This is a genomic window from Pseudarthrobacter leeuwenhoeki (assembly GCF_055412885.1).
In genome coordinates, this window is sequence record NZ_JBVAYY010000005.1 from 147,577 (window position 1) to 167,892 (window position 20,316).

The 20,316-nt window shown below is 67.8% G+C and carries 22 protein-coding genes and 1 pseudogene; 15 read left to right on the forward strand and 8 right to left on the reverse strand.

What is annotated here, in order from left to right; genetic code table 11:
• The first annotated feature begins 33 nt into the window (after window positions 1-33).
• The gene (locus ACZYX4_RS06040; protein WP_463874443.1) at window positions 34-528 is read left to right on the forward strand and encodes a SulP family inorganic anion transporter; all 495 of its coding nucleotides are present in this window, start codon (window positions 34-36) and stop codon (window positions 526-528) included.
• Here ACZYX4_RS06040 and ACZYX4_RS06045 read toward each other — a convergent pair.
• From ACZYX4_RS06045 to ACZYX4_RS06055, 3 genes are read right to left on the reverse strand one after another with little or no spacing between them, the layout of a single operon-like run.
• Window positions 520-954, reverse strand: coding sequence for a DUF2177 family protein (locus tag ACZYX4_RS06045; protein WP_463874445.1), 435 nt, complete (start codon window positions 952-954; stop codon window positions 520-522). The genes ACZYX4_RS06040 and ACZYX4_RS06045 overlap by 9 nt on opposite strands.
• Entirely contained in the window at window positions 951-2,819 is a 1,869-nt protein-coding gene (locus ACZYX4_RS06050; protein WP_463874447.1) for an AMP-dependent synthetase/ligase, read from the reverse strand. The genes ACZYX4_RS06045 and ACZYX4_RS06050 overlap by 4 nt, the downstream gene beginning before the upstream one ends.
• Complete coding sequence (locus ACZYX4_RS06055) at window positions 2,816-3,277, reverse strand: MarR family winged helix-turn-helix transcriptional regulator (RefSeq protein WP_463874450.1); 462 nt, start codon at window positions 3,275-3,277, stop codon at window positions 2,816-2,818. Before ACZYX4_RS06055 ends, ACZYX4_RS06050 begins: the two co-directional genes overlap by 4 nt.
• Before the next feature lie 167 nt (window positions 3,278-3,444).
• Here ACZYX4_RS06055 and ACZYX4_RS06060 point away from each other — a divergent pair, with 167 nt between their 5' ends.
• The 3 genes from ACZYX4_RS06060 (at window position 3,445) to ACZYX4_RS06070 (ending at window position 6,539) form a co-directional block, all read left to right on the forward strand.
• Window positions 3,445-4,311: a DUF1295 domain-containing protein gene (locus ACZYX4_RS06060; RefSeq protein WP_463874452.1), complete on the forward strand. Its 867-nt coding sequence runs from the start codon at window positions 3,445-3,447 to the stop codon at window positions 4,309-4,311.
• A 257-nt stretch (window positions 4,312-4,568) separates the two neighbouring features.
• On the forward strand, window positions 4,569-5,492 hold the full coding sequence (locus ACZYX4_RS06065) for a pullulanase X25 domain-containing protein (RefSeq protein WP_463874454.1): 924 nt from the start codon (window positions 4,569-4,571) through the stop codon (window positions 5,490-5,492).
• Between the two features lie 237 nt (window positions 5,493-5,729).
• On the forward strand, window positions 5,730-6,539 hold the full coding sequence (locus tag ACZYX4_RS06070; protein WP_463874457.1) for an alpha/beta fold hydrolase: 810 nt from the start codon (window positions 5,730-5,732) through the stop codon (window positions 6,537-6,539).
• 511 nt (window positions 6,540-7,050) lie between these two features.
• On the opposite strand, the gene ACZYX4_RS06075 is transcribed toward ACZYX4_RS06070, so the two are convergent.
• Window positions 7,051-8,334 carry a mechanosensitive ion channel family protein gene (locus ACZYX4_RS06075; RefSeq protein ID WP_463874460.1) on the reverse strand — a complete coding sequence of 428 codons (1,284 nt, stop codon included), beginning with the start codon at window positions 8,332-8,334 and terminating at the stop codon, window positions 7,051-7,053.
• 188 nt (window positions 8,335-8,522) lie between these two features.
• On the opposite strand from ACZYX4_RS06075, the gene ACZYX4_RS06080 reads away from it, so the two are divergent.
• The 3 genes from ACZYX4_RS06080 to ACZYX4_RS06090 all read left to right on the forward strand — a co-directional run bounded on the left by ACZYX4_RS06080 (window position 8,523) and on the right by ACZYX4_RS06090 (window position 11,237).
• Window positions 8,523-9,296: a hypothetical protein gene (locus ACZYX4_RS06080; RefSeq protein WP_463874463.1), complete on the forward strand. Its 774-nt coding sequence runs from the start codon at window positions 8,523-8,525 to the stop codon at window positions 9,294-9,296.
• Window position 9,297: 1 nt separating this feature from the next.
• The gene (locus ACZYX4_RS06085; RefSeq protein WP_463874464.1) at window positions 9,298-10,101 is read left to right on the forward strand and encodes a hypothetical protein; all 804 of its coding nucleotides are present in this window, start codon (window positions 9,298-9,300) and stop codon (window positions 10,099-10,101) included.
• Between the two features lie 98 nt (window positions 10,102-10,199).
• Window positions 10,200-11,237 carry an alpha/beta fold hydrolase gene (locus ACZYX4_RS06090; protein WP_463874467.1) on the forward strand — a complete coding sequence of 346 codons (1,038 nt, stop codon included), beginning with the start codon at window positions 10,200-10,202 and terminating at the stop codon, window positions 11,235-11,237.
• 7 nt (window positions 11,238-11,244) lie between these two features.
• Here the strand turns inward: ACZYX4_RS06090 and ACZYX4_RS06095 are convergent, their stop codons facing one another.
• Window positions 11,245-11,631: an ABC transporter permease gene (locus ACZYX4_RS06095; protein WP_463874470.1), complete on the reverse strand. Its 387-nt coding sequence runs from the start codon at window positions 11,629-11,631 to the stop codon at window positions 11,245-11,247.
• 56 nt (window positions 11,632-11,687) lie between these two features.
• Between ACZYX4_RS06095 and ACZYX4_RS06100 the strand changes: the two genes are divergently transcribed.
• Entirely contained in the window at window positions 11,688-11,864 is a 177-nt protein-coding gene (locus tag ACZYX4_RS06100) for a hypothetical protein (protein ID WP_463874472.1), read from the forward strand.
• 24 nt (window positions 11,865-11,888) lie between these two features.
• Here ACZYX4_RS06100 and ACZYX4_RS06105 read toward each other — a convergent pair whose 3' ends face one another.
• Both ACZYX4_RS06105 and ACZYX4_RS06110 read right to left on the reverse strand, forming a co-directional pair.
• Complete coding sequence (locus ACZYX4_RS06105) at window positions 11,889-12,854, reverse strand: ABC transporter ATP-binding protein (RefSeq protein WP_463874475.1); 966 nt, start codon at window positions 12,852-12,854, stop codon at window positions 11,889-11,891.
• A 53-nt stretch (window positions 12,855-12,907) separates the two neighbouring features.
• Window positions 12,908-13,171, reverse strand: a complete 264-nt coding sequence (locus tag ACZYX4_RS06110; protein WP_463874478.1) for a YegP family protein — start codon at window positions 13,169-13,171, stop codon at window positions 12,908-12,910.
• Window positions 13,172-13,398: 227 nt separating this feature from the next.
• Between ACZYX4_RS06110 and ACZYX4_RS06115 the strand changes: the two genes are divergently transcribed.
• Window positions 13,399-13,704 (forward strand): acylphosphatase, encoded by a 306-nt coding sequence (locus tag ACZYX4_RS06115; RefSeq protein WP_463874480.1) that lies wholly within the window; start codon window positions 13,399-13,401, stop codon window positions 13,702-13,704.
• Here the strand turns inward: ACZYX4_RS06115 and ACZYX4_RS06120 are convergent.
• Window positions 13,679-15,397: pseudogene (locus ACZYX4_RS06120) on the reverse strand (RecQ family ATP-dependent DNA helicase). The gene ACZYX4_RS06115 and the pseudogene ACZYX4_RS06120 overlap by 26 nt on opposite strands.
• Window positions 15,398-15,579: 182 nt before the next feature.
• Between ACZYX4_RS06120 and ACZYX4_RS06125 the strand changes: the two are divergent.
• From ACZYX4_RS06125 to ACZYX4_RS06150, 6 genes are all read left to right on the forward strand, one after another.
• Window positions 15,580-15,915: a cupin domain-containing protein gene (locus tag ACZYX4_RS06125; protein ID WP_463874483.1), complete on the forward strand. Its 336-nt coding sequence runs from the start codon at window positions 15,580-15,582 to the stop codon at window positions 15,913-15,915.
• A gap of 70 nt (window positions 15,916-15,985) precedes the next feature.
• Window positions 15,986-17,338, forward strand: coding sequence for a diacylglycerol/lipid kinase family protein (locus tag ACZYX4_RS06130; protein WP_463874486.1), 1,353 nt, complete (start codon window positions 15,986-15,988; stop codon window positions 17,336-17,338).
• Window positions 17,319-17,471 (forward strand): alpha-hydroxy-acid oxidizing protein, encoded by a 153-nt coding sequence (locus ACZYX4_RS06135; protein WP_463874585.1) that lies wholly within the window; start codon window positions 17,319-17,321, stop codon window positions 17,469-17,471. The genes ACZYX4_RS06130 and ACZYX4_RS06135 overlap by 20 nt, the downstream gene beginning before the upstream one ends.
• A 74-nt stretch (window positions 17,472-17,545) precedes the next feature.
• Window positions 17,546-18,448, forward strand: coding sequence for an ABC transporter substrate-binding protein (locus tag ACZYX4_RS06140; protein WP_463874489.1), 903 nt, complete (start codon window positions 17,546-17,548; stop codon window positions 18,446-18,448).
• 6 nt (window positions 18,449-18,454) lie between these two features.
• Entirely contained in the window at window positions 18,455-19,492 is a 1,038-nt protein-coding gene (locus ACZYX4_RS06145) for an amino acid ABC transporter permease (RefSeq protein ID WP_463874492.1), read from the forward strand.
• Window positions 19,489-20,256, forward strand: coding sequence for an amino acid ABC transporter ATP-binding protein (locus tag ACZYX4_RS06150; RefSeq protein WP_463874495.1), 768 nt, complete (start codon window positions 19,489-19,491; stop codon window positions 20,254-20,256). The genes ACZYX4_RS06145 and ACZYX4_RS06150 overlap by 4 nt, the downstream gene beginning before the upstream one ends.
• The last annotated feature ends 60 nt before the right edge of the window (window positions 20,257-20,316 follow it).

Sequence of the window (20,316 nt, forward strand, 5' to 3'; positions counted from 1 at the left end):
GCGGCGGGCCGCGACGGTTCACGCCAGGGCCCGATGATCGCAGCGACGGTCCTGCCGCTCGTAGCCTCCGACGGCGACCCGCAGAAGGCGGTGGCGGCCGCGGCCGCCGTCGGTATCTCCGGGATCGTGCTGGTCCTGGCGCTGCAACGGTGGCTGCCCAAGGTCCCGTCGGTGCTCGTTATGGTGGTGCTCGCAATTGGGGCGACGTCGCTGTTTGGCCTCGCCGACCGGGGCGTTTCCCTAGTCGGGGAACTCCCGCAGGGTTTCCCGCCGTTCACGATCTCCTCCCTGGACTTCTCGGACTTCGCCCTGATGTTCGCCGGCGCCAAATCGACCCGCGCCACTTCTACGGCACCGTCGACGCGGCCATGGCCGCCTACATGGCCGAGACCGGGGCCGAGACCGGGGCCGAATGGAGCGACGGGGACTGACAGCCAGCAACGCGGGGTCAGATACGGCCCATCCCAGGGTCCGGGATGGGCCGGATGTGACCCCGCGTTGCTGTTGCGGCCGCGGACGCTACTTTGAGGTGCCGGCCCGCGTGAACATGCGCCGCAGGAGGGTGGCTGTGAGCCACGTGACGGCGCTGCAGACCGCGACGCCCCAGGCGATGTCCGTCAGCGCCACCACGGCGGGGAAGTCCTTGAGGACGGCGAGCGCGGTCAGGGCCCAGGTTGCGTAGGTGAAGAAGCCGAACAGTGCGGCCCCGGTCACCCGTTGCCGCATGGTGGCGTCCGGGTCGTTGGGCCGCACGCCGTAGTGCACGATCCCCACAACATAGATGAGGTAGAAGACGGCGGCGCCGGCGAGGTTGACGCTGGGCGCCAACAGCTCGCCGATCTGGCTTTCGTACTGGTTATTCGCCACGGTGCCGATCCAGACAACGTCGACGACGGCGAAGATCACAGCGGCGACCGCGTAGGAAAGCAGCCACCTCTTGACGTGGGTGCTCATGCTTGGCTCCTTTTGTCGGCGTAGAGCTTGTCGACGATGGGGCGGGCGCGTTCGGTGAAGGCGCCGCGCTTGAGCTTCATGGTGGGGGTCACGATGCCGCTGGCCTCACTGAGGTCGGTGAGCAGCAGCACGAAACGGCGTACCTGCTCGGAGCGCGCGATTTTCGCGTTGGCGGCGCTGACCGCCTTGCCGATCGCGGTGAGGAGCCGCGCGTCGTCGATTTGGACGGCGCCGCCGTCGTCCGGGATGCGCAGGCCGGCCAGATCGGCGATGCCCTCGCGTTCCGCCCAGGCCGCGACGGACTCCGGGTCCAGCAGCACGAGCCCGCCGAGGAAGGGTTTGCCCTCCCCGACCATCACGGCGTGCGCCACCAGGGGGTCGCCCTCGACGTAGCCTTCCCAGATGGCGGGGGAGATGGTCTTGCCGCCCGCGGTGACGATGACGTCCTTGATCCGGCCCTTGAGGGTGAGCCGTCCCAGCTCATCGAGTTCGCCGAGGTCGCCGGTGTGGAAGAACCCGTCCGTGAACGCGTCCGTGTTGTCAACCGGTCGGCGGTAGCCGGCAAATACGCCGACGCCGCGGGCGAGCACCTCGCCCCGGTCCGAGAGGCGCACGGTTGTTCCCGGCATCGGGACGCCCACTGACCCGGCCTTGATCGACCCGGGCATGTTCCCGGTCAGCGGGGCGGTGGTTTCGGTGAGGCCGTAGCCCTCGATGACCGGCAGGCCCAGGCCGCGGAAGAAGAGGGACAGCTCGGCGTCGAGCGCGGCGGCACCGGACAGGAGGTAGTCGAGGCGTCCGCCCATCAGCTTCCGGAGCCGGGCGTAGAACAGCCGGTCGAACAGTGCGTGCCGAACCCGCAGCCCCAGCGCGGCCCTGGCGGCCGGGTCGGCGTCGCGGGCTTCGGCGAACCGGCCCCACGCGACAGCGGTGCCCTGCGCTGACGCCCACACCGGTCCGAGATGTTTCTTCGTCGCGGCGGCCGCGGCGGACGCCTGGATCTTCTGCAGGACGCGGGGGACCACAACGAGGAAGGTGGGCTTCAGGACCCCGAGGGCGGGCACCACGTCCCGCGGGTCGGACAGGTGCGCAATGCGCATGCCGTTGGCCAGGCAGGTCAGCTGCAGTCCGCGGGCCAGCACATGGGCCATCGGCAGGAAGATGATGGTGTTGCCGCTCTCACGGACCACTTCGGTGTAGGCGGCGGCCACGTTCAGCACCTGCCCCACGAAGTTGCCGTGGGTGATGAGGGCGCCCTTGGGCGCGGCCGTGGTGCCGGAGGTGTAGACGATGGTCGCCACCGAGTCGAGATCTGCCAGCAGGCGCCGTTCCTCGACCGCGCTGTCGGGAACCCCGGCGCCGCGGAGCACGAGGTCGGCCAGGTCCGCTCCCGGGCGGGCGTCCATCGTCCAGACGCCCAGGCCCGGCATCCCGGCCTGCGCGAACCCCTGCTCCAAGAGGAAGGCATGCTCAGCGGTGCCGGCGATAGCGAGGCGCACGTCGGCGTCGGTGAGGATCGCCACCACCTGGGGTGCGGCCGACGTCTCATAGACCGGGACGACGACGGCGCCGGCGAACCACGCCGCCATGTCCGCCAGGGCCCACTCATACCGGGTGGGGGACATGATGGCGAGTGATTCACCGGGCTGCAGGCCAGCCGCGATGAAGCCCTTGGCCAGGGCGCGTACCTCGTCAACGAACTGCCGGGTGGTCACCCGGCGCCAGGGATCCGTGATCGCGGCGTTCTGTGCCCGTACCTCGAAGGCAATATGTTCCGGGGAGGTCCGGAACCGATGCATGAGCAGCTCGGTGGCGTTCCGGTGGCCGGACGCTTCATCCAGCAGCGGGGTGGTGAACTCTCTCATCGGGCGTCCTTCTCCGAAAGTGTGTGCAGGTGATCTTGCATCAGGTGCTGGGCGACGTCGAGGAAGTCCGCGACGACGGCCCGTTGGTCGGCGGGCAGCGCCTTGATGTGTTCGTTGGTGACGGTCATGAGGGGCCGCATCAGGGTCATGATTTCACGGGTGGCTGCCGGGGTGACGCTCACCTGGACGTGGCGCCGGTCGTCGGTGCTCCGGTGGCGTTCTACGTAGCCGCGGGATTCCATCCGGCTCACGATCGCGGTGGTGGTGGCCGGGGTGGCGCCCAGATCCTCGGCGAGCCTGCCCACCGTTACCGGTCCCGACTGCGCAAGCGCCGACAGGGCGCGGTAATCGGTGAGATTCAGCCCCATGACGCGGGCGATTTCCCGCTCGGTTTCGTTGGCGAGGGTGAACAGGCTCTGCAAGGCCAGCGTGGCCGGGTGGTGCTGCGACGCGGTCATGTCCACTCCTTAGGTTCCGAATTCCGTTATGAGTCAATCTTGTTCGATGATCTATTATTCAATCTTATTTGATCATCTACTAGGATTGCCAAAACTGATGGTGCGCGGCGGGACGATCCCGGGCGTACTGCGAGCATCCGGCTCCGCCTGTGAAAGGACTCTTCCTGATGAAGGAATCAGACCGTAAGTCGCTCATTGCCCTCCCCGTGGTTGTGCTGATCGGGGCGCTCGTCGCCGTGGCCGGGAGCCAGGGCGGGGCAACCCTGGGCGGGATCCCCATGTTCGCGCTGGCGGTCGGGGCGGCGTTCCTCATCCAGTGGCTGGCGTTCATCCCGTCCTTCATGGCCCAGACCGAGAAGTTCTACGATCTGACCGGCACCCTGACCTACACCGCCATCACGCTTCTGCTCATCCTGCTCACGCCGGCAGTCGACGCCCGCGCCGTGCTGCTGGCAGCCATGGTGCTCGCATGGACACTGCGGCTGGGCACTTTCCTGTTCCGCCGCATCAGCAAGGCCGGCAAGGACGACCGCTTCGACGAGATCAAGCCCTCCTTCATCCGGTTTCTCAACGTGTGGACCATCCAGGGACTCTGGGTAGTCTTCACCGCGGCCGCAGCGTGGGTGGCGATTACCTCGGCGACCAGGGTGGCGCTGGACTGGTTCGCGCTGGTCGGTTTCCTGGTATGGGCGGTCGGTTTCGGCATCGAGATCGTGGCCGATAACCAGAAAGGCCGCTTCAACGCCGTCCCTGCCAACAGGGGCAAATTCATCTCCACCGGGCTGTGGTCCAAGTCCCGCCACCCGAACTACTTCGGCGAGATCCTGCTCTGGATCGGGGTCGCGATCATCGCCGTCCCCGCGCTGGAGGGTTGGCAGTGGGTCGCGCTGATCTCCCCGGTGTTTGTCACCCTGCTGCTCACCAAGGTCAGCGGTGTGCCGCTTCTGGAGAAGAAGTCCGACACAAAGTGGGGCGGCCAGGCCGATTACGAGGCCTACAAGAAGAACACCCCCGTCCTGATCCCCAAGCTCTAGCAGCCCCAAAGTCCAGCAGCAGCGCCCAGGATCCAAGCAACGCGGGGTCACATACAGCCCATCCCGGACCCCGGGATGGGCCGTATGTGACCCCGCGTTGCTTTTGCTACCCGCGAGTACGCTGGCGTCGGCCCTCGCGCCCGACGCTTTGGGATGTAATAGTGGTCACGACACACTGAGTTAACCGATCACGACTCGCGGAAACTCTACGATCCTTGGCAAAATGCAGGTGGATCAATTGCTTCTAAAGGAGACCCATGGGCGCGAACACTGCCGAAAACACCACCCGTCGACTGAAAGCCGTACTGGACGTGCTGGCAGAGGGGGTGTGGACGGGCGAGAAGCTGAATGCCGGAGCGGTATTGGGCGAGGCGATCGCACGCGTTCCGCTCAATGAGTTCGAGCGTGAATTGCTCAGCGGCGGCATTCCCCGCGGCCATAAGACCCTGACCACCGCCACCGCGAAGCTGGTCAAGGCGGGCTGGCTCGTCAAGGGCCGTGCAGGCTGGACCATCACCGAGGACGGCCAGCGTGCCACCGTCGCGTTCGCTGACCCTGAGACATTCGCCGCAGCGCTCGACGCCGGAACTCCCGTTCCCGCCGACACCCCGCTTCCGACGGAGCCCCCCGCCGGAACCCCGGCTCCGAAGGCTGCCGCTCCCAAGGTCGCCACGGTGGCTGAAAAGGTCGCCGGCAAGGCTGCCAAGCTGGTCGAAGAGGCCGTGGCCCCGGTCGCCAAAGCGGTCCGCAAGCGCACGGAAGCCGACAAGCCCGCTGGGGCACCCGCCACGGCACCGGTTGCTGAGGCCCCTGCCGCCGCAGCTCCCGCTGGGGCACCCTCTCCCGCAGCTGCGGTCCTGGCCACCAGTGTGGATACCATCGAGCAGCCGGAAGCAGTCGCCGTCGCGGGTGACTTCAACATCCTGCTGGGTGCCCCCGCCAACTGGGCCCCGCAGTACGACGAATCCCAGATGGAACTGGATCTCGTTGATCAGCTCTGGAAGCTCGCGGCGGATCTCCCGCCCGGCACGTACAGCTTCAAAATCGCGCTCAACCGCTCCTGGGACGATAATTTCGGTGCCTTCGGAGCCTACGACGGCGCCAACCACGAGGTGCACCACTTTGGCGGCCTGCTGGTCATCCACTACGACCACCGGACCCGCGACATCATCCTGCCGTAGCCAGCGACGCGCACTCTTTCTGTCGCCGCGCTAAAAACCCTTCGACGCCTGAATTCGGGCGTCGAAGGGTTTTTTTTGCGCGGCGCGGGCCACTTTGCGCGTCGTGAACTTATGTAGCGCGCGCCGTCGGGCGGTCCCTGGATCGTCAGCGCGCGCCGTCGTGGGGCGCCCGGACCCCGGCCGCCCCCTGCCCGGCAACCGCCGACGGCCGACCGCCGACCGGCTTAGCATTGGACTATGGAAACCGTCGACGTTGATGGGCTGCGGGTCGCGTACCAGCGGACCGGCCAGGGGCCTGCGCTGGTCCTGTTCCACGGGGCCGGGGAGGACAGCCGGATCTGGCGCCCCCAGCTGGAGGGTCTCTCGGACGAGTTCACGGTGTTCGCCTGGGACGCTCCAGGGTGCGGCCAGTCGGGCGACCCCGCCCCGGAGCTGTCCGCTGAAGAGCTCGGGGCCATCACCGCCGGCTTTCTGCGCGCGGCCGTCCCCGCGAAGCCACACCTTCTGGGGCTGTCATGGGGTTCCATGGTCGCCCTGGAGCTGTACCGCGGATATCCCCAGCTGCCCGCGTCGTTGGTGCTGGCCTCCGCCTATGCCGGCTGGGCGGGCTCGTTGCCGCCCGAGGAAGTGGAGCGGCGCTACGCCCAGGTGTTGGCCGAGATCGGTCAGCCTCCGGAGAAGTTCATCGACGAGTGGCTGCCGACACTGTTCACCGACAAGGCCGATCCCGCCGTGGTTGCCGAAACCGCCAGGATCATGGCAGACGTGCGCCCGGCCGGGATGCGGGCCCTGCTCTCCGCCAGCGGCCGTGCCGACTACCGGCCCGTGCTGCCCACCATCAGCATTCCCACGCTCCTGCTCTACGGCGCGGACGACCAGCGGTCCCCACTGCACGTCGCCCACGAGCTGAACCGCCAGATTCCGGGGTCAAAACTTGTGGTGATTCCCGACGTCGGGCACCTGGCTCAGCTGGAAGCGCCCGACGCCTTCAACACGGAAGTGCGTACCTTCCTGCACGGCATTGCGGAGAGCCGGCCCTCCGGTTGAGCCGGCCCTCCGGTTGAGCCGGCCCGCCTGCGGGGCCTGTCTAGAACCGCGTCGGGTCCGGGCGTGGTGGCGGGACCGGGCCGGGGTCGGGAATCGGCAGTGGCCCTGGCGTGGGGAACGGCCCGGGGGCCGGCGCGGGACCTGGCTCCGGAATCGGCGCCGGGGGTGGGACCGGGCCCGGATCCGGTGGAAAGGGGTCCCCGGGCTGAGGTTCGGGCGTGGTCGGCCCGGGTTCCGGCGGAAACGGCTCGGGTTCGTGTGGTGGTGGAATGGTCATGCCGGGCTCCCTCACTCGTGGTGGATGATGCGTGTTGCGACGGGCTGGTCCGCTGGCAGGCGACCGGCCGCCCGGTCCCTGTCGGCGGTTCCACCGTCATTGGGGACTCCTCGGCTGGTCGGGCGGCCAGCACCGGCGCTGGCTCACCGACCTCTGATTATTGAACAGTTCCCGCGGGCAGGGAAGACCCCGGCGGTGCCATGTGGATGCCGCCGGGCAGCCCTCCGGGGCGTCCTAGTTTTGCGTGGCGATGCTCTTGTCCCGGTCCTCGAACACGTCCTCGCCGGGGCCGGTGAAGGCCCGGGAGCGCTGGATGGCCTCGATTGATCCGGTGAACAGCTGGGAGTCGTGCGGGTCGGCCGGGTGCCGGCTGGGTTCGTCCGCGGCGGAAACCTTGCCCGGCCGCTTCTCGGAGGTGGAGTTGGAGGTGCCGGAGGCAGCGGAGGTTCCGGGGATGCCCGCCCCCGGCGAAGCGGCGCCGAGCGATTCGAGCCGGATGTGGGGGAGCGCCGTCGGGTGTTCCTGCTGCAGGAACAGCACCAGCTCTTCGCGGATCAGGCAGCGAAGGTCAAAGAGCGTGGCGCTGTCCGCGGCGCTGACCAGGATGCGGACCCGGACGAAGCCGGCGGTGGCGTCGGTGATCTGCAGGATGCCCACGCGCTCGTCCCAGAGCTCGGTGCCGGCCAGGACCCGCTTGAGTTCGGCGCGCATGTCCTCGACCGGGGCGCGCCAGTCGAGGTCGAACTCGACGGTGCCCATGACCTCGGACTGCCGCCGGGTCCAGTTCTCGAACGGGGTGGTGGTGAAGTACGTCGAAGGCAGGATCAGCCGCCGGTCATCCCAGATGTGGACCACCACGTACGTCAGGGTGATCTCCTCGATCCGGCCCCATTCCTTCTGCACCACCACAACATCGTCCACCCGGATCGCGTCGGTGAAGGCGAGCTGGATGCCGGCGAAGACATTGACCAGGGAGGTCTGCGCGGCGAGGCCGGCGACGATCGAGATCACTCCGGCGGAGGCCAGCAGCCCGGCGCCGAGGGCCTGGATAGCGGGGAACGTCAGCATCGCTATGCCCAGCGCCACGATGACGATCAGGGCGACGCCGATCCGGCGGGCGAGGATGACCTGGGTGCGGAGCCGCCGGGCGCGGCGGTTGTCCGCCACGTCCACCCGGTAGCGGGTGAGCACCATGGTCTCGATGATGAGGAACACCGCGATTGCCAGCCAGGCGAGGGACCCGATGAGCGCGATCTGCAGCGCGTGGTCCAGGTTGCGGCGCCATTGGGCGTCCTCTGTGGTGAGGCCCAGGGCGATCCGGACGCCGATCAGGCAGAGCGCAAGCCGCAACGGCACGCGCGCCACCCGGGAGGCCTCGCGAAGGGCGGGCTGGTTGCGGTTGAGGCGGAGCACAATCCGGCGCACCAGCCAGGAGGCGAGGAGCCCGCCGGCCACGGCGATGGCCACTGCGAGGATGGGGGACAAAAACGGCATGGCGGGGTCGAGGACGTCTTGCATTACTTAAGCTCTAGCAAGCTTCGGCGGCCAATTGAAATCTGCAGGGGGCAACGTGGGAAGCATCACGGCCGGGCGCCGGGACCGACTCCCTATGACGGTCGGGGCGCCAAGGGCCCTTAGGCCCTAGTTTCCGCGTGGAAAGACCCGAGAATTGTCCAACCACGTTATTTTCCCAGGGGGAGGGTGCTATGCGTCGCGTCGCGTCGTTCGCCACGGCTTTTTCCGCTGTCTGCGCGGCAGCCGTCCTGGCAGGATGCGGGTCACCCGGAGCAGCCCCGGCCACCAGCTCCCCGCCGGCCGCGACGGGCTCGGCCACTGCCCCGGCCACGAGCTCCCCGCCGGCCGCGACGGGCACGGCCACTGCCCCGGCCACCGCGTCGCCGGGCACAGCCACCTCGCCCGCCGTCACGGCGCCGGCGGGGTGGAAAACGTTTACGACGTCGGCCGGCTCGCTGGCGTTCGACTACCCGGAGACGTGGACCATCAAGGACCCGGCCGGCCAGCCCGCCGAGGGCGGCGCCTTTGTGGAGCTGGTCAGTGACTACGGCAAAACCATGGCGACCCTGCGGACCAACATGGTCACCGGCGCCGAGTGCACGCAGAAGTTCCCGTTCATGATGTACGACTCCGAGCCCGTCCCGGCGCTGGCCCAGGGCGGCGTCGCGCCGCGGTTCGTCTACGAGGGGCGGACCGACCCGGCGTCGGGTGATCCGTCGACGTCCCTGACCCTGGCCTACGGCCTCACGTCCGCGCCGGAGCCCACCGGGGACACCGCCTGCCCGATTTTCCACTTCTTCACCTGGCCGCCCAGCGGCGCCATGTTCGGCGGTGTCTACGACCCGTTCGACACCACCCCGGGCGGTCCCACGCACGTGGATACCCCCGAGGTGTACATGGACACTACCGAGTACAAGTACGTCAAGCAGGCAATCACGTCACTGCGGCCGGCCGGAAAGCCATGACGTGAGGAGACCGGCGGTTTCACCCGGCGCTGTCCCCGGCAAGGCCTCCGGCAGGGCCCCCGGCACCAACGCAGCCGCCACCCTGGGGACCGGCCTGGGACTGGTCCTGCTGCTGACGTCCTGCGGCCTGTTCCCCGTCAACGCCGAGGGCCCCGCCGTTTCGGGGACCCGGTCCCAGGGCGGCAGCCCGGTTCCTTCCACACCGGCGTCCGGTCCGCCAGCGTCGGAGCGGCCGCCGGCGGGCTGGAAGACCTTCACGACGACGGACGGGGGGCTGTCGTTCGACTACCCCGCGGGCTGGACGGTGACGGACCCCGGCGGAGCGCTGAGCGGCGAGTTCGTGGACGTGCTGAACGCCGGAGGGAAGCCGATGGCGGGTCTGCGGACCGACATCGTGACCGGGTCAGAATGCGGCGGCAAGACCCCGTACGAGGTCTACGATTCAGAGCCGATGGTTGCCCTCGCCGAGGGCGGGGGCGCCGACGGCAACGTGCCCCGCTATGTGTACGAGTCCCGGGGCGACGATACCGATCCGGTGGCCACACGGTCCACCATCGCGGCCTACGGCATCACGATGGTCCCCGAAGAGGCCGGCGACATGGCGTGCCCGATGTTCCACCTGTTCCTGTGGCCGCCCAGCGGCGCCTTTTTCGGCGGGACGTACAACCCGGAGCACAACGAGACGCCCGGGGACCCCGCATTGCCGTACCTGGAGAAGGCCAGGCTGTACGCGTCCACCCCGGAATACCGGGACGTCCGGACCATGATCACGTCCCTGCGGCCGGGAGAAATGCCGGCGGGTTAGCGGCCGGCACAGGCCTGCCCCGGGCAGCGCCCGCGGGGTTACGCTTGCCCTGCCAGTCTGTTCGTCCTGGCACCGCTTCCGGCACTGAAAGGCACGCCATGAGGATCAATCCTCGTCGCACGGACGCTTCCCCACCCCAGACCGCCGCCACGGATGCCGGTTCCATTCCGGGCCGGCGCCGGACGAGGCGCCGAAAAGGGCTGCGAATCCTGGCCATGGCGGCCTTGGCCGCCGTCGGGCTGGGTCTGCTCTCGACGGGCGCCAACCTGGCGCTTGAGCGGCAGGAACGTGCCGGTTTTGCCCCTTATGGCGAACGAATTGAGATCTCAGGCGGAGCGGTCAATGTCTATCGGAACGGCCAGCCCGGCCAGCCGATTGTGCTCCTCAGCGGCTTGGGAACGGCCGCGCCGGCGCTGGACTTCGCGCCGTTGATCCGGGAGCTGAGGGACTACAACGTCACCGTCGTTGAGGGGTTCGGCTACGGCTACAGCGACATGAGTGCCAGCGAGCGGAGCAACAAAAACATCAGCACTGAACTCCACGAAGTGCTTGGAAAGCTCAACATCACTCAGCCTTATGCCCTGGCTGGTCACTCGATCGCCGGTTTCTACATGCTGGACTACGCCAACCGCTACCCTGCGGAGGTGGCGGCCGTGATTGGGATCGACGTGACGGTGCCGAAAGCCACGGCCGGGCCGGTGGAGGTGCAGTCAGGAGGCCTCGGTGTGGCGCGTCTGCTGTCCATCACAGGGGTGGTGCGGGCCGCTCTCGCGGTGGCCCCCGCGCTCGGGGAACCGGATGGCGACGCCTACACGCCGGAGGAACGGGAACGCATGCGTCTGATGATGAGCTGGAATTTTGGCAACCAGGCTGTCGCCGATGAGACGGCACGGATCGGGAACAACGCCTCGGACCTGCGCGGAATCAGCTATCCCGACGCGCTGCCCGTGCTGGCCTTCGTCGCCGACGACGGCTCCCCGGAGGCAGCCGCCAAGGCTGCGGCGCTGGAGAATGTCCTGAAAAACGTCAAACGCCACGAGATCGTCCCGCTGGCCGGAGGCCACTACCTGCATTGGACCCAGTCCCGGCCCATGGGTGAGGCGATCAGGACTTTCCTCGCCACCCAGCAGCGCTGACCCATCCTCAGCGGGCCGTCGTCGTCGGGGGCCCATCAGCGGCAGGGTGCCGCGGCCCCGCACGCAGCGTCGTCCGGACGTTGACCTTCGAGGTGTAGGAGATCGAACCGTACTGGAAGAGCCGCACAGCGAGGCGGAGCATCACTGCCGCACCCACGAAGAGGATCACGATCACGATGCCCGCCTCTAGCAGGCTCAGGGAGCCGAAGCCGTTGCGCAGCAGGGCCGTCACCGGGGCGGAGAACGGGAAAAAGGTGAAGATCTGCACGATCAACGGCTGTGGATCGGAGACCACCAGGGCAACGGCGTAAAACGGCACAAAGATCAGCGCCATCATCACGCCCAGGAAGTTGCCGGCCTCCTTGGCGGTGGGCATCACGGCGCCGATGGCCACGAGGGTGGTGGTGAACAGGGCGAAGCCGCCGACCAGGAACGGCGTGCGTGTAGGAAATGCTGAACTGGGCGCTTTTCTGCGCCGCGGCAGCGGTGTCCGTGGTGGTGTTGCTGAGGAAGATCAGCCCGAACACCACAGCCATGATGAGCGGGACGGACAGGCTGCCGATCCAGAACCGGCGTTTGGTCACGGTGCGGATGAACTCGAAACTCAGAACCGTACCCAGATTGTGATGCGGATTGTGCTGCGCCACGGCACTACACCCTGTCCCGGGCGGTGGACGGTGCGGGGCCGGCGCTGCCAGCAGTTCCGGCCGCGGCAGGCTTGTTCTGGTCGCCGTAGACCCGGATGAAGATGTCCTCGAGGGAGATTTTGGTGGTGGTGAAGCTCCGGACGGTCACGCCGGCGTCGATCAGGCCCTTGAGGACGGCGGCTTCGTCGGTGGCGTCGGTGATGGAGAGCTCGGAGTAGTTCGTCTCCTGGAGCACCGCCTCGTAGTGGGGCGAGGGCCGGATGGCGCCGCTGTGCCTGATCCGGATGATGCGGCCGCCGTACTTGTTCTGGACCTCGTCGATGGTCCCGTAGGCCTCGGCGTTGCCGTCCTTGAGCAGGATGACCCGGTCGCAGAGCCTCTCCACCTCCTCCATCTGGTGGGTCACCATGACCACGGTGGTGCCGCCCTGCTTCTGCTCGGCGATGATGTCCATCAGCAGGCGCCGGTTCACGGGGTCGAAGCCCTTCGTGGGTTCGTCCAGGATCAGCAGCTCGGGGTTGTTCATGATGGTGACACCGAGCTGGACCTTTTGCTGCTGCCCGCTGGAGAGCTTGTCCAGCACGGCCGAGGCACGGTCCGCCAGCGCCACCCGGTCCAGGTACTCAAGGGACCACTGCTTCGCGGTGCGCCGCTCCATCCCCTTAAGCCGGCCGAAGTAGGTCATGATGTCGATGACCTTTTCCTTCTTGTAGAGCCCGCGCTCTTCGGGAAGGTAGCCCAGGTGGTCGCCGTGCTCGGGTTTGAAGACCCGGCCGTTGATGTGGAGGATGCCGGCGGTGGGCTCGTGGATGCCCAGCAGGGCCCGGACGGTGGTGGTCTTCCCGGAGCCGTTGCTGCCGAGGGAACCGAAGGTCTCGCCGGCGCGCACGTCAAATGACAGGTCGCGGACCACGGTGGTGTCGCCGAAGTCCATCCGGAAGCCGCTGATGTGGACCCGCGCCTCATCCATGGCGGCTCCCGATTGTGCCGGGCTGCCCGCCAGGGGTGTTGCCGGTTCCCCGCTTAGACGGCGGGGATATGCCGGTGCCGGCGGTGCGCCGGTGTCGGCACGCCTGTCCGGGTGGTGCCGGTGCCGCCCCAGGCGTTGGTTCGGGCTTCCTTGATCAGACCTGTGCCGGCGCACTCGCGGACCGCCATGATGCCGTCCGCGGCGGACTGCTTGTTCTCAAAGGCCCTGGAAATCGCCAGAACCGTGCCGTCGGCGCCGAGGAGCCGGAATCGGACGTTGGCCTCAGCGTCCGTGAAGATCTCGAATTGTCCTGCCATTTTGTGTGTCCTTTCGGGCAATGCAGCACGGCGGGAGGGTTAAGGCACTTCCATGTGCCATGCCGTTTTCTCGACACGTCCCCGCAGCGCGTCTGACTATCCTTCTTGCTGCGGTCTGCGCAAGGTAAGGGGCAAAGGTCCCTATGTGGAAAGTGCGCGACTCCTCTGGCGGCGGGCGCTGCGGCGGGCGTTGCGGCGGGCGCTGCGGTGGGCGCTAGATTGGGAGCATGGCTGAGTTTCCGAAGGGCGATGCCGGCGAGTGGGTCCGGCTGACGGCGCGGGTGGACGGTGTGGTGCAGGCCGTTGGCTTCCGTTATTGGACGGTGCGCCAGGCCGGTGAGCTGGGCCTGACCGGCACGGTCCGGAACAACACCGACGGTTCGGTGGGCATCGTGGCGGAGGGGCCCCAGTCGGTGGTGCTGGACTTCCGGCGCTGGCTGCGCTCACCGGAAGCGCCGGGACGGGTGGAGAACGTGGAGGAATCGATTTCCCGGGCCACGGGGGCCTTCAGCAATTTCCGGGTGGTGTACTGAGCGTGAGCAGGCCGTGGCCCAGGACTGCCCTGCGCGACAGCGTGCGGTAGCCCTCGCGGTCGAACAGTACGGTGAGGACGTCGCCGTCGTGCCCCATCACCAGTCCCGGGCCCCAGAGGGCATGCTCCACGCGGCAGTTCAGCGGGAACTCCCCGACGCCGCCGGCGGCATTACCGCCGTCGTGCTCGCCGCTCCTGTGGTCCTGCTGCAGAGCCCTGCCGTCGGTGCAGGTGTCGCAGTTCCCGCAGGGTTCGGGCAGGTCCTCACCGAAGTAGCCGAGCAGGAACCGGCGGCGGCAGCGGTGCGTTTCGGCGTAGCTGCGGATCATCGCGATGCGCTACTTGTCCACGCGCTCCCGGGCGGCGGCGAGGTCGACGGCGCGTTCCACCACGCGGGCGGGATCCGCCGCGGGGTCGAGCGCCACCTCGAGCCGGACGCCGTCGTGGTTCGTGGTGACGGCGCCGGTCTCCTGCAGCAGGTTCAGCAGGCCGGTGATCCGCCGGGCAGGGGAGGTTGTCCCTGCGGCCAGCGCCTGCGGCGGGAGCGGCCGGCCCGCTTCGCGCAGTACGGTGAGGACCGCCCGCAGCGCGGCCTGGTCGGGGGTGTGGGTGGCGAAGTAGCGCCGCAGGCCGAGGTCCTCGGAACGGTAATGCAGCACGGCGGCGGCGGGCCGGCCGTCCCGTCCGGCCCGGCCGATCTGCTGGTAGTAGCTGTCCAGGGATTCGGGGATGTCCGCGTGGAGGACGAAGCGGACGTCGGGCTTGTCGATGCCCATGCCGAACGCGGTGGTCGCCGCCACCACGTCCAGGCCGCCGTCGAGGAACTGCTGGTGGACAAGCTCCCGCTCGGCGGGCGTGCGGCCGGCATGGTAGGCCGCGGCGCGCAGGCCGTTCCGGGACAGTAACGCGGTGTACTTTTCGGTATCCTTCCGCTTGGCGGCGTACACCAGCCCGGGCCCGTGACTCCCGGTGACCAGCCCCGTGACCTGGCTCAGGACCGCCCGGCGTTTGTCCTTGTCCCCGTGGTGGCGGATCACCTCCAGCCGGATGTTGGGCCGGTCGAAGCCGTGGACCAGGACCAGCGGGGCGTCCATGCCGAGGCGGGCCAGGATCTCCTCGCGCACCGGGGGAGAGGCGGTGGCCGTCAGCGCGGCGGTGGCCGGGTTCCCCAAGCGCTCGCGAACCTCGCCGAGACGGAGGTAGTCGGGCCGGAAGTCGTGGCCCCAGGAGGAGACACAGTGGGCCTCGTCCACCACAAACAGCGCGATGTTCAGGGCCGCGATCCGTTCCACCGTGCTGGGCTTGGCCAGCTGCTCCGGGGCGAGGAAGAGAAACGCCGCCCCGCGGCTTTCCACTGCCTGCCAGGCGCGCTCCTGCTCCGCGGCGCTGTGCGAGGAGTTGACCGCGACGGCGCCGCCGGGCCCCGCCGCTGCGCGCAACCCGTCCCGCTGGTCCTCCTGCAGGGAGATCAAGGGGGAGACGACGACGGTGGGCCGGTGCCGCCGGCGGTGCAGCAGGAGGGCGGGGACCTGGTAGATGGCCGACTTCCCGTAGCCGGTGGGCATGACAGCGAGGACGTCCCGGCCGGTGGCGAGGGCGCGCATTCCGGTGAGCTGGCCTTCGCGGAGGTGCGGCAGGCCAAAGGTGACGTCCGCGATCCGGCGGAGTTCGACGTCGGCGGGGGCCTCGGTCATGAGTTCAGCTCCGTTGCGACAGGTGAGGTGAGGCGGGGCAGGCAGGTGCCGGCCGTTGTGTTCAGGGTAGGACTTCCCGGGAAAGTCACAAAAAGCGCTTCGTGTTGCCGGGAAGGCCGGTCTTGCCCTGACCGGGACAAAGGTCCCTCGGCAGCGGGGCCGTTTCTGAGTAGGGTGGCCCCATGCAGAAGATATCGCTCGATGCCCTTGCCCGTCAGCAACTGGCGGCTGCGGTCGCGGCACCGAGCGGGCGGGCTGCGGATACGGCGTTCGGCGGCCATGAGAAGACGCTCCGCCAGACGGTGATGGCCTTTCGGGCAGGGACGCAGCTGAGCGAGCACCAGAACCCCGGCGAAGCGACGGTCTTTGTGCTCCGGGGCTGCGTGCGCCTGCGCTCCGGCAAGGAATCCTGGCAGGGGAAGACCGGGGACCTGCTGATCGTGCCGGACGGGCTGCACAGCCTGGAAGCGGAAGAGGACTCGGCGATCCTGATGACCGTCGCGAAAATCAAGACCTGACGGCCGGGCCGCAGGCCGGGAGACCAGTCGAGTCGATCGGCCGGGGCCGGAGTACCGATAGGAGCTGGAGATGACTGTCGTTCCCTACCAAGAGGTTCCACAGACCCGGCGGTGGTGGGCGCGGGCCGCCTATTTTGCGGTCCTCTGCGCGGCAGTGGTCCCGCTGGTGGCTGCTGGTGTGGCGGGCACTGTCGCACTGCTCCTGACCAGTACCGGCGGCGTCGTTGTCACCGTGGTGGGGATCTACTGGTTCCTGATCAGCCGTGGCGTTCTGCGCTGGTGTGCGCTGGCGCTGGCGGTGCTCGCCCCGCTGGTTGTCCTGTTCCTCTTCATTCAAGCCGGTCTGCTGTTGGAGGTCATGATCTCCGTGGGGCTGGTGTTTGTGGCGCTGGTCTGTGCCCGCGCTGCCCTCCGGGAGCGCCGGGAGGGGTCCAAGATGACCGAGCACCCTGCCCCCACCGTGCAGCATCCCTTCGTGGTGATGAATCCGCGCTCCGGCGGGGGCAAGGTGGTGAAGTTCGAGCTGCAGCGGAAAGCGGAGGAACTCGGGGCCGAGGTGGCGCTCCTGGAGGGCCCGGGCAAGGTGGATATCGCGGCCCTGGCCCGGGATGCCGTGGAGCGCGGAGCGGACCTGCTCGGCGTCGCCGGGGGTGACGGCACCCAGGCGCTGGTGGCCGGCATCGCGGCCGAGCACAACCTGCCGTTCCTGGTGATCAGCGCCGGCACCCGCAACCATTTCGCCCTGGATCTCGGCCTGGACCGGGAGGACCCCACGGGCTGCCTGGATGCCCTCCGTGACGGGGTGGAGCTGCACGTCGACCTGGGCAGGATTAACGGCCGCACCTTCGTCAACAATGCCTCCTTCGGGGTCTATGCCGAGGTGGTGCAGAGCCCGGAGTACCGCGATGACAAGGCCGGTACCGTGCTGCAGATGCTGCCGGACTTGATCAGTGGCGCCAAGGGCGCGCGGCTGCACGCCCGGATGGACGGCACTACTGTCGACGGGCCCCAGGCGGTGCTGGTGAGCAATGGCCCGTACGGCAGCAACGACCTCGCCGGCCTGGGCCGCCGCACCCGGCTCGACCGGGCCGTGCTCGGTGCGGTGGCGCTCTCGACCTCCAGCACCCGGAAAGCTGTCGGCCTGCTGCGGAGGGCGACGAAGCGTGGCCTGATCCAGCGCACCGCGGTGGAGGTGGTGGTCGACGCCGATGTGCCCGAGATCCCGGTCGGAGTGGACGGCGAGGCGCTGCTGCTTCCCACCCCGGTGCGGTGCACCATCGAACCTGCCGCGCTGCGCGTTTTGGTTCCGCGGAATCGTCCCGGCGTTCCACCCGCACAGCCGGCGCTGGACCTGGTCCGGCTCCGCGAGCTGGCGTTGGGGCACCGGGCGGCGGTGCACGCCCCTGCGGCCGCCGGCAGCTGACGGCAGGGCCTGCCCGTACGGACTGGCGACGGCAGACTCGCCCGGCGTCGGGCGCAGCATTGAGATCTTCGCGGACGAACTCCGGCGTACGATGACGTTAATGGGCGTGGCACCACGCACTAACGAATTCTGAACATGCAGGCACCCAGAGCCCTCCTCCCGCAGAGTTGCGGGAACCGAGGGACTCTTTGAACAGCGAAGGAAACCATGCGCACCCGATATCTCCTCCCCGTTCTCACCATAGCCACAGCCCTCGCACTCTCCGGCTGCGTCGACAACAGCGAACCGGCCGCCACCGGCGGGGCATCCGGAACCGCTGACGCCATCGACGTAAAAAAGAATGACTCGATTGCCGCGATGCTCCCGGAGAAAATGAAGAGCGCCGGCGTGCTAAACGTGGGCATGTCCAACAACTACCCGCCCAACGAGTTCAAGGACGATAATGGTCAGCCGGCCGGTTGGGCAGTGGACCTGACCAACGCGCTGGGCCAGGTCATGGGCCTGAAGGTCAACTTCGACATCGGCACCTTCGACAACATAATTCCGGCAGTGAGGGCAGGAAAGGATGACATGGGAGTGTCCTCCTTCACCGACACGCTGGAACGCGAAAAGCAGGTGGATTTCGTCAACTACTACTCCGCCGGAATCCAGTGGGCCACCACGAAGGACAAGACCGTGGACCCCGACAATGCCTGTGGGCTTAAGGTCGCCGTCCAGGCCCTCACCTACCAGGACTCGAACGAGGTGCCGGCAAAGTCGAAGGCCTGCACCGACGCCGGCAAGCCCGCCATCACCATCTTCAAGTACGACGCCCAGGACCAGGCCACCAACGCCCTGGTGGTGGGACAGGTGGACGCGATGAGCGCCGATTCGCCAGTCACCCTCTTCGCGATCTCCAAGACCAAGGACAAACTGCAGACCGCCGGCGACGCCTTCGAAGTTGCACCCTACGGGATGCCCGTGGCCCAGGGCAGCGAATTTACGCCGGTCCTCCAGAAGGCCCTCCAGTCGCTGATCGACGACGGCACCTACACCAAGATCCTGTCCAAGTGGGGCGTTGAAGCCGGCAGCGTCGAGACGGCGGCCCTCAACGTGGCAGCCAAAGGGTAATAGCAGATGAGCGAGCCGGAATCCGACCGGATGATTGAGGCGGAACCCGGCAAGGCCGGGGAATCCGGCAGGACTCCGCGGACCCGCAGGGGACGGCACGACGACGATGCGCCGCCGGAGGAGATCGTCGCCATTCCGCTGCGCCACCCCTGGCGGAACGCGGTGGCGGTGTTACTCGCCCTCGGGCTGGCGGTCTTTGTGCTGGACGCCGCCCAGCGCTCGGACTACGGCTGGCCGGACGTGGGCAAATACATCTTCGACCGCCGGATCAGCCAGGCTGCGTGGGTGACGTTGTGGCTGACCGTCTACGCGATGATCGGCGCAATCATCATCGGCCTGCTGCTGGCCGTCATGCGGCTCTCGCCGAACCCGGTGCTGAAGAGCATCGCCTGGCTCTATATCTGGATCTTCCGGGGAACCCCGGTGTACGTGCAGCTGGTCTTCTGGGGCATCGTGTCCCTGATCTATCCGGTGTTCACACTCGGCATTCCGTTTATGGACCCGTGGGTCACCATCCCGAATGAGGTCTTCACCAACCTCTTCATCACCGCCGTGATCGGGCTGGCCCTGAACGAAGCCGCCTACATGTCCGAGATCGTGCGTGCTGGGCTGTTGTCCGTGGACGAGGGCCAGGAGGAAGCCTCGACGGCGCTGGCCATGTCCTGGGGGCAGACCATGCGGTTCGTCGTGGTTCCGCAGGCCATGAAGATCATCATTCCGCCCACCGGCAACGAGGTGATCTCGATGCTCAAGACCACCTCCCTGGTGGCCGCGATTCCGTTGAGCATTGACCTTTACGGCGTGTCCCGCGGCATTTCCGCGGTGACGTTCACTCCGGTGCCGCTGCTGATTGTGGCGTCCCTCTGGTACCTGCTCTTCACCTCCATCCTGATGGTGGGACAGCACTTCATTGAGAAGCGGTTCTCCCGCGGAACCGGACGGGTCAAGGCCGACAAGGAACCGGCGACGCCGGGACCGGCACCGACGGCGGTTCCCGGCGGGCCCACCCCACCGATCAGCACAGATTTTGGAGGAAAAGGATGACGGACGCGCCGATGGTGCTCGCGGAGCGGGTCTCCAAGAATTTCGGCACCAACAAGGTGCTGCGCGGGATCAGCCTGGAGGTGGACCACGGCGAGGTGCTCTGCATTGTGGGCCCCAGTGGTTCGGGCAAGTCGACGTTCCTGCGCTGCATCAACCACCTGGAACGGGTCGACGGCGGCCGGCTTTCGGTCGACGGACAGCTCGTTGGCTACCGTCAAAAGGGAGACAAGCTCTACGAACTGAAACTCAAGGAAGCAGCCTTCCAGCGCCAGGAAATCGGGATGGTGTTCCAGCGGTTCAACCTGTTTCCGCACCTGACCGCGGTGGAGAACATCACCCTCGCCCCCATCCGGGTGAAGGGTCTGTCCAAGGCGCAAGCCACCGCCCGGGCCATCGAACTGCTGGAGCGCGTGGGTCTGGGCGACAAGGGGGACGCCTATCCGGCGCACCTGTCGGGCGGGCAGCAGCAGCGCGTGGCCATCGCCCGCGCGCTGGCCATGGACCCCAAGCTGATGCTCTTCGACGAGCCGACCAGCGCCCTGGACCCCGAACTGGTGGGCGAGGTGCTGGACGTGATGAAGGAACTGGCCAAGAGCGGCATGACCATGATCGTGGTGACCCATGAGATGGGGTTCGCCCGCGAGGTGGCGGACACGCTGGTCTTCATGGACGAAGGCGTGGTGGTGGAGGCCGGACCACCCCGGGAGATCCTGAGCAATCCGCAGCATGACCGGACCAAGACGTTCCTTTCCAAGGTCCTCTGACGCCGTTCTCTGACGCCGGCAGTTGACCGCGCGGCGGCGGGACTCCGGGCGGGCAGTCGT

Excerpts from the sequence above, each read along its gene's own strand:
- ACZYX4_RS06070 (WP_463874457.1), top strand. The coding sequence starts at position 5,730 with ATGGAAACCGTCGACGTTGATGGGCTGCGGGTCGCGTACCAGCGGACC.
- ACZYX4_RS06050 (WP_463874447.1), bottom strand. The coding sequence starts at position 2,819 with ATGAGAGAGTTCACCACCCCGCTGCTGGATGAAGCGTCCGGCCACCGG.
- ACZYX4_RS06090 (WP_463874467.1), top strand. The coding sequence starts at position 10,200 with ATGAGGATCAATCCTCGTCGCACGGACGCTTCCCCACCCCAGACCGCC.
- ACZYX4_RS06045 (WP_463874445.1), bottom strand. The coding sequence starts at position 954 with ATGAGCACCCACGTCAAGAGGTGGCTGCTTTCCTACGCGGTCGCCGCT.
- ACZYX4_RS06075 (WP_463874460.1), bottom strand. The coding sequence starts at position 8,334 with ATGCAAGACGTCCTCGACCCCGCCATGCCGTTTTTGTCCCCCATCCTC.
- ACZYX4_RS06055 (WP_463874450.1), bottom strand. The coding sequence starts at position 3,277 with ATGACCGCGTCGCAGCACCACCCGGCCACGCTGGCCTTGCAGAGCCTG.
- ACZYX4_RS06130 (WP_463874486.1), top strand. The coding sequence starts at position 15,986 with ATGACTGTCGTTCCCTACCAAGAGGTTCCACAGACCCGGCGGTGGTGG.
- ACZYX4_RS06065 (WP_463874454.1), top strand. The coding sequence starts at position 4,569 with ATGGGCGCGAACACTGCCGAAAACACCACCCGTCGACTGAAAGCCGTA.
- ACZYX4_RS06140 (WP_463874489.1), top strand. The coding sequence starts at position 17,546 with ATGCGCACCCGATATCTCCTCCCCGTTCTCACCATAGCCACAGCCCTC.
- ACZYX4_RS06105 (WP_463874475.1), bottom strand. The coding sequence starts at position 12,854 with ATGGATGAGGCGCGGGTCCACATCAGCGGCTTCCGGATGGACTTCGGC.
- ACZYX4_RS06110 (WP_463874478.1), bottom strand. The coding sequence starts at position 13,171 with ATGGCAGGACAATTCGAGATCTTCACGGACGCTGAGGCCAACGTCCGA.
- ACZYX4_RS06080 (WP_463874463.1), top strand. The coding sequence starts at position 8,523 with ATGCGTCGCGTCGCGTCGTTCGCCACGGCTTTTTCCGCTGTCTGCGCG.
- ACZYX4_RS06100 (WP_463874472.1), top strand. The coding sequence starts at position 11,688 with ATGCTGAACTGGGCGCTTTTCTGCGCCGCGGCAGCGGTGTCCGTGGTG.
- ACZYX4_RS06040 (WP_463874443.1), top strand. The coding sequence starts at position 34 with ATGATCGCAGCGACGGTCCTGCCGCTCGTAGCCTCCGACGGCGACCCG.
- ACZYX4_RS06150 (WP_463874495.1), top strand. The coding sequence starts at position 19,489 with ATGACGGACGCGCCGATGGTGCTCGCGGAGCGGGTCTCCAAGAATTTC.
- ACZYX4_RS06145 (WP_463874492.1), top strand. The coding sequence starts at position 18,455 with ATGAGCGAGCCGGAATCCGACCGGATGATTGAGGCGGAACCCGGCAAG.
- ACZYX4_RS06060 (WP_463874452.1), top strand. The coding sequence starts at position 3,445 with ATGAAGGAATCAGACCGTAAGTCGCTCATTGCCCTCCCCGTGGTTGTG.
- ACZYX4_RS06115 (WP_463874480.1), top strand. The coding sequence starts at position 13,399 with ATGGCTGAGTTTCCGAAGGGCGATGCCGGCGAGTGGGTCCGGCTGACG.
- ACZYX4_RS06125 (WP_463874483.1), top strand. The coding sequence starts at position 15,580 with ATGCAGAAGATATCGCTCGATGCCCTTGCCCGTCAGCAACTGGCGGCT.